This is a genomic window from Micromonospora sp. NBC_01405 (genome assembly GCF_045040155.1).
Classification (GTDB): domain Bacteria; phylum Actinomycetota; class Actinomycetes; order Mycobacteriales; family Micromonosporaceae; genus Micromonospora.
In genome coordinates this window covers 775,381-788,676 of record NZ_CP109532.1, presented here as the reverse complement: position 1 = coordinate 788,676, position 13,296 = coordinate 775,381, and the positions used below count along the sequence as shown (strand labels likewise).

The 13,296-nt window shown below is 75.0% G+C and carries 9 protein-coding genes; 3 read left to right on the top strand and 6 right to left on the bottom strand.

Features of this window, described 5'->3' with window-relative positions; all coding sequences use genetic code 11:
• Nucleotides 1-32: 32 nt before the first annotated feature.
• Entirely contained in the window at nucleotides 33-1,007 is a 975-nt protein-coding gene (locus tag OG559_RS02730; RefSeq protein ID WP_405111994.1) for an Acg family FMN-binding oxidoreductase, read from the bottom strand.
• Between the two features lie 188 nt (nucleotides 1,008-1,195).
• On the opposite strand from OG559_RS02730, the gene OG559_RS02725 reads away from it, so the two are divergent.
• Nucleotides 1,196-1,834 carry a response regulator gene (locus OG559_RS02725; protein ID WP_387024908.1) on the top strand — a complete coding sequence of 213 codons (639 nt, stop codon included), beginning with the start codon at nucleotides 1,196-1,198 and terminating at the stop codon, nucleotides 1,832-1,834.
• A gap of 239 nt (nucleotides 1,835-2,073) precedes the next feature.
• On the top strand, nucleotides 2,074-3,489 hold the full coding sequence (locus OG559_RS02720) for a sulfatase (RefSeq protein ID WP_405111991.1): 1,416 nt from the start codon (nucleotides 2,074-2,076) through the stop codon (nucleotides 3,487-3,489).
• A 39-nt stretch (nucleotides 3,490-3,528) separates the two neighbouring features.
• Here OG559_RS02720 and OG559_RS02715 read toward each other — a convergent pair whose 3' ends face one another.
• Both OG559_RS02715 and OG559_RS02710 read right to left on the bottom strand, forming a co-directional pair.
• Nucleotides 3,529-5,229 (bottom strand): GAF domain-containing protein, encoded by a 1,701-nt coding sequence (locus tag OG559_RS02715; RefSeq protein ID WP_405116326.1) that lies wholly within the window; start codon nucleotides 5,227-5,229, stop codon nucleotides 3,529-3,531.
• An 88-nt stretch (nucleotides 5,230-5,317) separates the two neighbouring features.
• Complete coding sequence (locus tag OG559_RS02710; RefSeq protein WP_405111988.1) at nucleotides 5,318-6,322, bottom strand: Acg family FMN-binding oxidoreductase; 1,005 nt, start codon at nucleotides 6,320-6,322, stop codon at nucleotides 5,318-5,320.
• Between the two features lie 211 nt (nucleotides 6,323-6,533).
• Here OG559_RS02710 and OG559_RS02705 point away from each other — a divergent pair, with 211 nt between their 5' ends.
• Entirely contained in the window at nucleotides 6,534-8,855 is a 2,322-nt protein-coding gene (locus tag OG559_RS02705) for a heavy metal translocating P-type ATPase (RefSeq protein ID WP_405111985.1), read from the top strand.
• Here the strand turns inward: OG559_RS02705 and OG559_RS02700 are convergent.
• From OG559_RS02700 to OG559_RS02690, 3 genes are all read right to left on the bottom strand, one after another.
• Complete coding sequence (locus tag OG559_RS02700; RefSeq protein ID WP_405111982.1) at nucleotides 8,834-9,709, bottom strand: universal stress protein; 876 nt, start codon at nucleotides 9,707-9,709, stop codon at nucleotides 8,834-8,836. The two genes, OG559_RS02705 and OG559_RS02700, sit on opposite strands and share 22 nt — an antisense overlap.
• Nucleotides 9,710-9,748: 39 nt before the next feature.
• Complete coding sequence (locus OG559_RS02695; RefSeq protein ID WP_405111980.1) at nucleotides 9,749-12,151, bottom strand: phosphoketolase; 2,403 nt, start codon at nucleotides 12,149-12,151, stop codon at nucleotides 9,749-9,751.
• Nucleotides 12,152-12,298: 147 nt separating this feature from the next.
• A complete protein-coding gene (locus tag OG559_RS02690) occupies nucleotides 12,299-13,162 on the bottom strand; it encodes a universal stress protein (RefSeq protein ID WP_405111977.1) in 864 nt (287 codons plus the stop codon).
• Nucleotides 13,163-13,296 lie beyond the last annotated feature (134 nt).

Here is a 13,296-nt window from a genome sequence, read left to right as displayed (position 1 = left end):
GCCCGGCGTCGGCCCGTCCGGCGTCGGGCGGCTCAGGCCCGGGCCACCGGCAGGTCGAGCACCTCGTCGACGCTGCGGCGCGGCGTCGGGGAGCCCGGCTGGCCGTACCCGATGCGCATCACCATCTGCGGGGTGCCGAACCGGCCCAGGGACAGCCGCAGGGCCTCCCGTGCCCCCGGCACCTCGATCGGCTGGGAGAGCATCGACACGCCCAGCCCGGCGTCGGTGGCGGTGAGCAGCACCCGTTGCAGTGCCTGGCCGGCGATCACCTGGTCGGTGGTGGTGTTGCCCGTCGCGCCGAGCACGGCGACCAACGGCTCCGGCTCGAAGTCCCGCCCCGGGGCCCGGTCGCGTCCGCCGAAGCCGCGACTGGGCAGCAGGTCCTGTGGTTCGCCCAGCGGGCCGCCGGCGGCGGCCGGGATCCCGTCGGGGGCGGGCGCGGTCCGTACCCAGTGGGCCAGTTCGGCGCGGTAGGCGGGGTCGCGCTCCAGGACCCGGTTGGCGCTGCGGGCGATCTCGGCGAACGCGTTCACGGCGCTCACCCCGATCACCAGCTCCAGCCAGCCCTGCTCGGCCCGGGCCGCCTCGCCGAGCCGCCAGCGGACGTCGGCGGGCACCGGGTCGGGCCAGAACGGGGTGCGGTTGCTGAACCGGTGCGGAATGGCCGCGTACAGGCTCTGCTCGGCCGGGGTGGGGCGGCGTGGCACGTCCGGGGTGAGCCGGGCGAGCACGTCGGTCTCCATCGGGTACGGGCGCAGCCGGACCTTCGCCGGGGTGCCCGCCACTGCCAGCGACAGCCGCAGGTTGAACAGGGCTGCCCCGCAGGCGATCCGGGCACCCCAGCCGCTCGGGTCGGTCGCCGGCAGCCGACGCTCCCGGTCCAGCGTCACCTCGATTCCGCCGTCGCGCAGGCGGAACCGCCACGGTTGGGTGTTGAGCAGCGAGGGCGCCCGAACGGCGTCCGCCGCGGCGGCCCTGAGCTGCTCGACGGTGAAGTCGGTCTCCATGGTGGTGCTCCTTCCCGTGGCAGTTCCTGCCGCCCCGTTCGGTCCACACCCACAGTGCGTGATCGGGGCGGCGTGCGGGCAGGGCCGGATGTCCCCTCTGTCCCGGGACCCCCTGCCCAGGCGGCCCGTGGTCGGCGCCGGGACCTTCGGCCCGTGCGGGTGGCGGCGCGAGGGGGTAGAAATGGGGAATGATCCGGGTGTTCCTTCTCGACGACCACGAGGTCGTCCGTCGTGGCCTTGCCGACCTGCTCACCAGCAGCGGCGACATCGAGGTGGTGGGTGAGTCGGGCTCCGCCCAGGAGGCGGCCCGCCGCATCCCCGCGCTGCGGCCCGACGTGGCGATCCTCGACGCCCGGCTGCCCGACGGCAACGGCATCGACGTGTGCCGGGACGTCCGCGCCGTGGACTCGTCGATCAAGGGCCTGATCCTCACCTCGTACGAGGACGACGAAGCGCTGTTCGCGGCGATCATGGCCGGCGCGTCCGGCTATGTGCTCAAGCAGATCCGGGGCACCGACCTGGTCGACGCGGTGCACCGGGTGGCCGCCGGGCAGTCGCTGCTCGACCCTGCGATCACCACCCGGGTGCTGGAGCGCATCCGCAGCGGCGTGGAGCAGCCCAATGAGCTGAAGGCCCTCACCGAGCAGGAGCGCCGCATCCTGGAGTACGTCGCCGAAGGGCTGACCAACCGGGAGATCGCCGGCAAGATGTTCCTCGCCGAGAAGACGGTGAAGAACTACGTCTCCAGCGTGCTGGCCAAGCTCGGCCTGGAGCGCCGTACCCAGGCCGCCGTCCTGGCCACCCGCCTGCTGGGCCCCCGCAGCTAGGCGATCGGGCCGCTGGCCGGCCCGAGGCCCTGGCCCTGCCGTATCCCGTAGGTCAGTCCGCCCGAGAGGCTTCGCCCCGGGCGGGCAGGGAAGGCGTGCGCCAGCGTGCAGCCGACCGCATCATTTGCCGTTCGGCGGTTCCAGTTCCGGCTGGCCTTCCGACCGCCGGGACGCGCCTTGCCTTTCGACGGCTAACTCCCTACTGTCCCGATAGGAAAGACAGACTTTAGGGAGGGCTCATGGCACCATCGGACGGCCAGACCAGGCGGCAGGTCATCGGCGGCATCGCGGGGGTCGCCGGGGCGGTCGCCGCGTCGGCGCTCACGCCCGAACAGGCGCTCGCGGGCGGGCCCGACGAGCGGCCGTTCCGCGCCGACACCGCCGGCCAGCGCCCCACGGGGCGGCCGAACGTGTTGGTCATCCTCGGCGACGACCTGGGCTGGGCCGACCTGAGCAGCTACGGATCGCCCGACATCCGAACACCCCACCTGGACCGGCTCGCCCGCGACGGGGTCCGCTTCACCAACGGCTACTCCGCCGCCGCGGTCTGCTCCCCGACCCGCTTCGCCCTCTACACCGGCCGCTACCCCGGGCGGCTGCGCGGCGGGTTGTCCGAGCCCATCGCCCGGGCCAGCGAACTGGAGGGCCTGCCCCCGGGGCACCCCACGCTGGCCTCCCTGTTCAAGGGCGCGGGCTACACCACCGCCATGTACGGCAAGTGGCACTGCGGGTTCCTGCCCTGGTTCAGCCCGCTGCGGTCGGGCTGGGACGAGTTCTTCGGCAACTTCTCCGGTGGCCTCGACTACTACTCCAAGGTCAGCCACCTGGGCCAGCACGACCTGTACGAGGGTGAGGTGCCGGTGGAGTCCCTGGACTACTACACCGACACGGTCGCCGACCGCGCCGCCGCGTTCGTCCGGCGCGCGCACCGCCGCCCCTGGCTGTTGAACCTGAACTTCACCAGCCCGCACTGGCCCTGGGAGGCCCCCGGCGACCGGGCGGTCAGCGCGGAGTTGACCGCGCGCCTCCGGGCGGGCGAGAGCGGCGCGCTGTTCCACCGCGACGGCGGCTCCCTCGACACGTACCGCAAGATGGTGGAGAACCTCGACCGCGCCGTCGGGCAGGTGCTGACCGCGCTGCGGCAGACCGGCCAGGAACGGGACACGGTCGTCGTCTTCGCCAGCGACAACGGGGGCGAACGGTTCTCCCACCAGTGGCCGCTGACCGGTGGCAAGGGCGGCCTCGAGGAGGGCGGCATCCGGGTGCCCACCATCCTGCGCTGGCCCGCCCGCGTCCGGCCGGGCCAGGTCAGCCACGAGCCGGTGGTGACCCAGGACTGGACGGCGACCCTGGTCGAGCTCGCCGGGGCGCGGCCGGATCCGGGGCACCCCTTCGACGGCGCGAGCCTCGCCGGCTACCTGCTGCGGGGGGAGCCGGCCCCGGAGCGGGCCCTGTTCTGGCGCACCAAGGGGAACCGCGCGCTGCGCCTGGGGCGCTGGAAGTACTTCCGCGGCGCCGGCGGGTCGGACACCCTGTACGACCTCGTCGCCGACCCGCGCGAGCAGGCCAACCGGGCCCGCCAGCAGCCGGACCTGGTCGGGGCGCTGCGCAGCCGCTGGGAGGCGATCGACGCCACCCTGCTGCGCTACCCCTGAACCGACCGGCCCGACCACTCGTCGGCGGGAGCGGGGGGTTCAGTCGCGGAGCGGGACGGACCAGCGCAGCTCCGTCCCGCGCGGGCTCGCCGGGCGTACCTCGAAGTCGCCGGCGTGGCGCTCGGCGCGCTCGCGGAGGTTGACCAGGCCGCCCCGGGCGGCGGCCGGGTCACAGCCCCGGCCGTCGTCGGTGACGGTGACCGTGACCCAGCCGCCGTCGACCGCCACCGCCACCGCGACGCGGCTGGCCTCGGCGTGGCGGACCGCGTTGGACAGCGCCTCGCGCAGCACGGCGGTCAGGTCGGGCCGGATCGGCTCCGGAACGGCGCTGTCGATCGGTCCGGTCAGCTCCAGCGTCGGCCGGAAGCCCAGCGACCCGGCGGCCACGTCGACCGCCTCGCGGATCTCGGTGCGCAGCGCCGCGCTCATCGGGGTACGCAGCTCGAAGATGGTCCGCCGGATGTCCCGGATGGTGGCGTCCAGGGCGTCGACGGCCGCGTTGATCCGCTTGGCCACCTCGGGGCGGGCGTTCATCGCGCCGCTCTGCAGCTGCAGGCCGGTGGCGAACAGCCGCTGGATCACCACGTCGTGCAGGTCCCGGGCGATGCGCTCGCGGTCCTCCAGGACCACCAGCAGCTCCCGCTCCTCCTGCCCCCGGGCCCGCTCCATGGCCAGCGCGGCCTGCCCGGCGAAGCTGCCCAACAGCGCCACGTCGTCGTCGGTGGCGTTGCCCCGGTCCGGCCCGTACGCAATCACCAGGACGCCGTGCAGGGTGTCGGCGGCGGCCAGCGGGGACACCACCGCCGGCCCGGCGGTCACCGGGGCCGGCCAGGGCGCGGCCTCGGCCAGGTTCTCCACCAGCTCGTGCCCCCGGCCGGTGACCGACCCGGCGAAGGCGGTCTCGGCGGCCGGCAGCACCGCGCCGACCAGCTCCCGGGCCTGGCCGTCGGCACCGTCGACCACCTCCACGGTGAACTCGCCGGCGTCCTCGTCGTAGAGCAGCACCACGGCCAGCTCCGCCTCGGCGACCTCCCGGGCCCGGCGGGCCACCAGCGTCAGCGCGTCGGTGCGCCGCACCTCGCCGAGCAGCACCGAGGTGATCTCGGCGGCGGCTGCCAGCCAGCGCTCCCGGCGGTGGGCCAGCGCGTACAGCCGGGCGTTCTCGATCGCCACGCCGGCCGCGGCGGCCAGCGCCACCACGATCTCCTCGTCGTCCTCGGTGAACTCGGCGGCGCCCTGCTTCTCGGCCAGGTAGAGGTTGCCGAACACCTGGTCGCGGATGCGCACCGGCACGCCCAGGAAGCTGTGCATCGGCGGGTGGTTCGGCGGGAAGCCGTACGACAGCGGGTGCTTGGTGATGTCCGGCATCCGCACCGGGTGCGGGTCGTCGATGAGCAGCCCGAGCACGCCCCGCCCGTGCGGCAGGTCACCGATCCGCGCGTGCAGCTCGTCGTCGACGCCGTGGACGATGAAGTCGTGCAGCATCCGGTCGGGGCCGACCACCCCGAGCGCGCCGTACCGGGCGCCGGCCAGCTCGCAGGCGGACTGCACGATTCGTCGCAGGGTGCTGCGCAGGTCCAGGTCGGTGCCGATGCCGACCACCGCGTCGAGCAGGGCGCGCAGCCGCTCCCGGCTGGTGACCACCTCGCCCACCCGGTCCAGCATCTCCTGGAGCAGCTCGTCGAGCCGGACCCGCGACAGCGGGCTCAGCCCCAGCGACGGGGTGACGTGTTCGTGCATCGGGTTCGGTGTGCTGCTGGCCACCGACCGATGCTATCGCCCGTGGCCTCGCGGCTCACGGCCCCGGTGGCCGGGCGGGGCCTGGCCGTCACACGCCCGTGGAGCGCACCGCCGAGGTGTCCACGACCTGCTCGGTGGGCAGCCGCGGGGTGTGCGGCGGGCCGGCGTGCGCCGGGTCCGCGATCCCCATCCGCAGCACCAGGTACGGGTACCCCATCCCGGCGAGCACCTGGCGCAGGGCCTGCCGGGTGCCCTCCACCTCCACCACGCCGGACAGCGGCACCATCGACACGCCCAGCCGGGTGGCGGTCAGCCACGCCGCGGAGAGCGCCTCACCGGCCCGCAGCCAGCTGTCCCGCTCGTCCTCGTCGCCGAAGAGCAGCCCGTACACCGCCGTCCGGTCGTGGCCCTGGCCGACCGGCAGGATGCCGGGGCGGCCGAAGTCCCGGCCCGGCACGGTGGTCTGCGGTGCCTGCTCGGGCAGCACCTCGGGCGGCAGGCCGGTGCCGGTGCCCGTGCGGCTCGTCCAGTAGGCCAGCTCCTCGCGCAGCTGCGGGTCCTCCGCCTCGACCGACCCGGCGCGCGATGCCGCGGCGGCCAGCTCCATCACCTGGTCGGCGTTGAGGATCTGCAACCGGGTGCCCTCGGCGGCGACCGCCTTCGTGATGCCGTCGACGGCCGGGGTCGGCACGGGCTCGTCGCTGACCGGCCGCCGGTCGGTGTGCCGGACCTGCATGCACTGCACCGTGTGCATGGCGTCCGGGTCCGCCTCGGCGCGCTTGAGGCCGGTGAGCCGGGCCAGCAGCGCCGGATCGCTCGGGTCGGAGATCCGCTCGACCACGAAGGCCCAGCCCTCGGCCGCCAGTGCCACCCGGGCGTGGTGCAGGGCCGCGCCGCAGCTCAGCGCGACCAGTCGGCCCTCCGGGTCGGCGGCGGACAGCTGGCGTTCCCGCACGACGTGCAGCTCCAGGGCGTCGGGCAGGACCCGCCAGCGCCACGGCTGCGTGTTGTGCACCGAGGGGGCGTGACCGGCCATCGCGGCGGCCTCCGCGAGGGCGGTGGTCAACGCACGGTCCGGCGTCTCGTGGCTCATCGTCACGACCTTTCGTCTCTGCCCATCGTGCCCCAGCCCGGCGGTGCTCCGGGCGGGGTTGCCGCTCCATCCTGCGGCACGGCCCGCCCGGACGCAGGGGACGCGGGCCTCGTCCCGTGCGGGCGCTTCGCCTCCGCCGATCATGGCAGGTCGGACGGATGATTCGTCCGTTGGCATCCTCGCCGGTCCCCGTCGTTGAGAGGATCCGCAGGTGGGCACCGAGGCGCGGGAGTGCGTGCCGGAGCAGCCGGTGCGGCGGCGCTGGGCGCGGGGGCGCGAGTGGGGGCCGCTGGCCGCGCTGACCGTGGGCGTGCTGGTCGGGGCGGGGCTGTGGCTCGCCGGCCGACGCGCCGCGGCGGACTGGCTGTGGGCGGCGGCGACGGTGGCCGCGCTGGCCCCGGCCGCCTGGTCGACGCTGCGCCGGCTGTGGCGCCGGCAGTTCGGGGTGGACGTGATCGCCGTCCTCGCGCTGGCCGGCGCGCTGGCCGTCCGCGAGTACCTGGCCGGCGCGGTGATCGCGCTGATGCTGGCGACCGGCCGTTCGCTGGAGGCGTACGCCCAGCGTCGGGCGACCCGCGACCTGCGCGCCCTGCTGGAGCGGGCCCCGCGCTCGGCGCGGCGGCGTCGGCCCGGCGGCGGCATCGAGACGGTCCCGCTGGACCGGGTGGCGGTGGGCGACCGGCTGGTGGTCGGCCCCGGGGACGTGGTGCCCGTCGACGGGACCGTCGAGGAGGCGGCCACCCTCGACGAGTCGGTGGTGACCGGCGAGTCCCAGCTGATCGCGCGGGCGGCGGGGGAGCCGGTGGCCAGTGGCGTGGTCAACGCGGGGGCCGGCTTCGGGTTGCGGGCCACGAAGAGCGCGGCGGCCAGCACGTACGCGGGGATCGTCCGGCTCGCCGAGGAGGCCACCGCGCACAAGGCCCCGATGGTCCGGATGGCCGACCGGTACGCGGCGGCGTTCGTGCCGTTCACCCTGGTCCTGGCCGGCCTGGGCTGGCTGCTGTCCGGTGAGTTCGTGCGGGCCGTGGCCGTGCTGGTGGTGGCCACCCCCTGCCCGCTGCTGCTGGCCACCCCGATCGCGATCGTCTCCGGGCTGTCCCGGGCGGCCCGGCGCGGGGTGCTGGTCCGCGACGGCGGCTCGCTGGAACTGCTGGGCCGGGCCCGGACCCTGCTGGTCGACAAGACCGGCACGCTCACCGCAGGCCGCCCCCGCGCCGCCGAGACGGTGGTCGCGCCCGGCGGCGACCGGGACGAGGTGCTGCGGCTGGCGGCCTCGGTGGAGCAGCTCTCCCCGCACGTGCTGGCCGCCGCCCTGGTGCGGCAGGCCCGGGACCGGGGCCTGCCGCTGGCCGAGCCGACCGGGGTGACCGAGGAGCCGGGGCGCGGCGTCAGCGGCCGGATCGGCGGGCGGCTGGTCCGGGTCGGCCAGCTCGACGGGGAGCTGCCGCAGTGGGCGGCCGGTGCCGCCGAACGTGCCGAGCTGGCCGGGCGGTCCGTGGTCTGGGTCAGCGACGAGCGGGGGCCGCTGGGGGTGATCCTGCTGGAGGACCCGGTGCGCCCCGACGCCCGTCGGACCGTCCGGCGGCTGCGCGAGGCCGGCCTGACCCGGCTGGTCATGGTCACCGGCGACCGCCAGGCGACCGCCGAGCAGGTCGCCCGGGCCGTCGGCGTGGACGACCTGCTGGCCCGGTGCTCCCCGCAGGAGAAGGCCGCCCGGGTCCGCCAGGAGGCGGAGCGGGCCGTCACCGTGATGGTCGGCGACGGGGTGAACGACGCCCCGGCGCTGGCCGAGGCGCACGTCGGGGTGGCGATGGGGGCCACCGGGGCGACCGCATCCGCCGGCGTGGCCGACGCGGTGCTCACCGTCGACCGGCTCGACCGGCTCGCCGACGCCGTGGAGATCGCCCGGCACGCCCGCCGGATCGCCACCCAGAGCGCCGTCGTCGGGATGGGGCTGGCTGTGGCGGCGATGCTGGTGGCGGCGGCCGGGAAGCTGCCACCGGTGGCCGGCGCGTTCCTCCAGGAGGGCATCGACGTGGTGGTGATCCTCAACGCGCTGCGCGCCCTCGGCGGAGGGCTGCGCCGCCGGGACGTCCCGGCGGCCACCGGCGAGCTGCTGGACCGGTACGCGGGCGAGCACGGCGGCGTCCGGGACGTGCTGGCCGACCTGCGGGACACGGCCGACCTGGTCGCGACCCACCCGGACTCGCCCGACTGCGTGCCCGCCCTGCGGGAGGTCCATCGGCGGCTCGTGGGGGAGGTGCTGCCGCACGAGGAGGCCGAGGATCAGCACCTCTATCCGGCGTTGGCCGGGCCGCTCGGCGGCGACGAGGCGACCTCGACGATGAGCCGCGGGCACGTGGAGATCCGCCGCCTGGTCGACGGGATCGGCGGGCACCTGGCGCAGGCCGGCGCCGGGCCGCCGCGTCCCGACCAGGTCACCGACCTGCTCGCCACCCTGTACGGCCTCGACGCCGTCCTGCGCCTGCACCTGGCCCAGGAGGAGGAGGACTACTTCTCGCTGCGCGACTGACGGCGCTCGCGGACCACCGCGACCGGGCAGTGGGCGTGCTGGATGAGCTGTTGGCCGACGGAGCCGAGCAGCATGCCGCGCAGCCCGCCTCGGCCCCGGGTGCCGACCACCACGAGCTGGGCGTCCCGGCTCGCCTCGATCAGCGCGCGGGCCGGGCGGCCGGTCACCACGTCGACGGTCACCTCGACCTCGGGGAACGTCTCCCGCCAACTCGCCAGCGGCTCCACCAGCGCCGCCCGCTCCGCCGCCACCGCGTCGTCGGGGGCGGGGCCGCCGTCCGTCGCCGGCTCCCAGGCCCGCACCACGTGCAGCGGTACGTGCCGCTGGGCCGCCCGCTCGACGGCGAACCCGAGAGCCAGCAGCGATGTCGGCGACCCGTCGACCCCGACCACCACCCGGCCGGCGTGGCCGGCGGCGGCGGCGTCACGGACCACCACCACCGGGCAGTGGGCGTGGGCGCTCACCGACACGGCGGTGGAGCCGACGAGCAGCCCGCCGAACCCGCCGTGACCCCGGCTGCCGAGCACCAGCAGGCCGGCCCCGGCGGAGCGCTCCTCCAGCACCAGCGCCGGCGGCCCGTCGAACACCTCGCCGTGCACGGTCAACCCGGGCCGCGCGGCGGCGGCGTCGGAGGCGGCCGTGCCGACCAGTTCCTCCACCTGCCGCCGGGCGGTCTCGTCCGGCCAGATGCCGGGGGCCACCCCGGGGCCGATCCACCCGGCCACGGTCACCCACTCGAAGACGTACGCGAGGCGGACCGGCCGTCCGGTGCGCTCCGCCTCGTCCAGCGCCCAGTTCAGGGCGACGGTGGCGTCGGCGGAACCGTCGTAGCCGACCAGGATCTCGTCACTCATCGGGTCCTCCTTTCGTTCGCGACTGCGGGGCCCGCAAGCTCATTGCCCGCTGCGGGCCTCGGGGGCCGTCTCCCGGATCCAGCGCCACTCGGCCACCCGCGGGTCGTCCTCGCCGAAGCGGCGGGTGTGGTCGCGGCAGGCCTGCCGGGCGTCCACCATCTCCTGGCGCAGGCGCGCGGCCCGGGAGGCCAGGCCCGGCGTCCGGTCGATCACGTCGATCACCAGGTGGAACCGGTCCAGGTCGTTGAGCATCACCATGTCGAACGGCGTGGTGGTGGTGCCCTCCTCCTTGTACCCGCGCACGTGCAGGTTGTCGTGGTTGGCCCGGCGGTAGGTGAGCCGGTGGATCAGCCACGGGTAGCCGTGGTACGCGAAGATGATCGGCTTGTCGCGGGTGAAGATGGTGTCGAACTCGTTGTCCGGCAGGCCGTGCGGGTGCTCCGACGGCGGCTGGAGGCGCATCAGGTCGACCACGTTGACCACCCGCACCTTCAGCCCGGGCAGGTGCTGGCGGAGCAGTTCGGCGGCGGCCAGGGTCTCCAGCGTCGGCACGTCCCCGGCGCAGCCGAGCACCACGTCCGGCTCGTCGCCGTCGTCGGTGCTGGCCCAGTCCCAGATGCCCAGGCCGCGCCGGCAGTGCTGGACCGCCTCGTCCATGGTCAGCCAGTTCGGCGCGGACTGCTTGCCGGCCACCACCACGTTGATGTAGTGCCGGCTGCGCAGGCAGTGGTCCATCGTGGACAGCAGGGTGTTGCCGTCCGGCGGCAGGTAGACCCGGACCACCTCGGCCTTCTTGTTCATCACGTGGTCGATGAAGCCCGGGTCCTGGTGGGAGAAGCCGTTGTGGTCCTGCCGCCAGACGTGGCTGGAGAGCAGGTAGTTCAGCGAGGCCACCGGCTGCCGCCACGGGATGGCCCGGGTCACCTTCAGCCACTTGGCGTGCTGGTTGACCATCGAGTCGACGATGTGGATGAACGCCTCGTAGCTGGTGAAGATGCCGTGCCGGCCGGTCAGCAGGTACCCCTCCAGCCAGCCCTGGCACAGGTGCTCGGAGAGCACCTCCATCACCCGGCCGTCGGGGGAGAGGTGGTCGTCGCCGGCCCTGGTCTCGGCGACGAACGCCCGGTCGGTGACCTCGAAGGCCGCGCCGAGCCGGTTGGAGGCCACCTCGTCGGGGCCGAACAGGCGGAACGTCTGCGGGTTGGCGGCGATCACGTCGCGGACCCACTTGCCGAGCACGCCGGTGGCCCCGGCCGTCGGCTCGCCGGGCCGCTCGACGTCGACCGCGTACTCCCGGAAGTCCGGCAGGGTCAGGTCGCGCAGCACCGCACCGCCGTTGGTGACCGGGTTGGCGCTCATCCGCAGGTCGCCCTTCGGCGGGAGCGCGGCCAGTTCGGCGACCGGTGCGCCGGTGGCGTCGAACAGCTCCTCCGGCCGGTAGCCGCGCAGCCAGCGCTCCAGCTCGGCCAGGTGCTCCGGGTTGTCGCGCACCTCGGCGATCGGCACCTGGTGGGCGTGGAAGGTCCCCTGCACCTGCTTGCCGTCGACCTTGTCCGGGCCGGTCCAGCCCTTCGGCGTACGCAGAATGATCATCGGCCAGCGGGGGCGCTCGACCGCGCCGCCGGAGCGGGCCCGGCGCTGGATGTCGGCGATCTCGTCGACCGCCCGGTCCAGGGTGGCGGCGAGGAGCTGGTGCACGGTCGCCGGGTCGTCACCGGCGACGACGTACGGCTGGTAGCCGAAGCCGCGCATCATGTTCAGCAGGTCGTCGGTGGGGATCCGGTCCAGCACCGCCGGGTTGGCGATCTTGTAGCCGTTCAGGTGCAGGATGGGCAGCACCGCCCCGTCCCGGGCCGGGTTGAGGAAGACGTTGGACAGCCAGCTCCCCGCGAGCGGGCCGGTCTCCGCCTCGCCGTCGCCGATCACGCAGGCGACCAGCAGGTCCGGGTTGTCGAACGCGGCACCGTACGCGTGGCTCAGCGCGTACCCCAGCTCGCCGCCCTCGTGGATCGAACCCGGCACCTCCGGGGCGACGTGGCTCGGGATGCCGCCGGGGAAGGAGAACTGGCGGAACAGCCGCTGCATGCCCGTCTCGTCGCGGCTTACGGAGTGGTACAGCTCGCTGTAGGTGCCCTCCAGCCAGGTGTTCGCCACCAGGGCGGGGCCGCCGTGCCCGGGGCCGGTGATGAAGATCGTCGGTAGCTTCCGGTCGACGATGATCCGGTTGAGGTGGGCGTAGAGCAGGTTCAAGCCGGGGCTGGTACCCCAGTGGCCGAGCAGCCGCGGCTTGACGTGCTCGGGTCGCAACGGCTCCCGCAGCAGCGGGTTGTCCAGCAGGTAGATCTGCCCGACGGTCAGGTAGTTGGCCGCCCGCCAGTACGCGTCCAGTTGGCGCAGCTCGTCTTCGGTCAAGGGACTGTGCAGGTCTACAGCGGTGTCCATGCTGCGTTACCCTCTCGCGGATCGGGGACTTTCGCATCCCGGTGTCCCGGCCTTCCCCGGCGCGTCCAGCCTCGTCGCCCGCCCGGGGAGCGAGCAGGGCCGTTGGTCCCGGGACGCGAGGGCGTCTGGTCCCGGGACGCGTGGGCGTCATGCCCCGTCCGGCGCGGTGGAGACGAGTCCACGGACGACGATGACCGGGGCGGGGGAGTGGTAGAGCAGTGACTGGCTGACCGCGCCGAGCATCCCGCGCAGCGGCTCGTCCCCCCTGCCGGCGACGATCGCGAGCTGCGCCGAGCGGGACCGGTCGACCAGGACGTCACCGGGGTCGCCGACGACGCTGTGGCACTCGGCCCGCACCGAGGGGTGCCGCCGTCCGTACCGGGCCACCGCCTCGGCCAGTTCGGCGCCGGCGTCCTCGGCGGACCCGGCCGTGCCGCCGCCCTCGACCGATCGCGCCGGCTCGGTGATCCGGACGGCGAGCAGCGGGGCCGACCGGCGGGCGGCGTAGTCGAAGGCGAACCCCAGCGCCGTCCGGGAGCTCACCGACCCGTCGACGCCGACCAGCACCGGGCCCTGCGGCGGCGGCTCGGGGCGCACCACCAGCACCGGGCAGCCGGCCTGGGCGGCGAGCTGCACCGCCAGGGCGTTGGCGGGGATGCAGTCCTCGCAGCGGGACATCCCGCCGTCCCCGACGGCGACCAGGAACGCCGACTCGGAGCGGCGGATCAGCGCGGCCAGCGCGGAGCCCTCGACGATCTCCCCGTACACGGGCAGCGCCGGTTCCACCTCGCCGGCCACGGCGGTGGCCCGCTCGATCAGGTCCTCGGCCTCGGCGCGTGGGCCGGCCTCGGAGGGGGCCTCCAGGGCCGCCGCCCAGTTGAACGCGTGCAGCAGGCTGAGCGGGCGGCCGTGGCTCGCGGCGTCGCGGGCGGCCAGCCGGACGACCTGGAGGGCGTCGTCGTCCGACGAACCGATCGCGGCCACCACCGGCGCGTCGGCGGTTGCGGCCATCCGGCCTCACCTCCCCGCGCCACGATGCCCCTGTGGCCGAGCGTAGTGGCGCGGATGAGCGCGCGGGGCCGGATCGGTGGGGTCACCAGGGGCGCGAGCTGGGCGGGACGGAAGACGCTTCTGCCTGAGGCCGC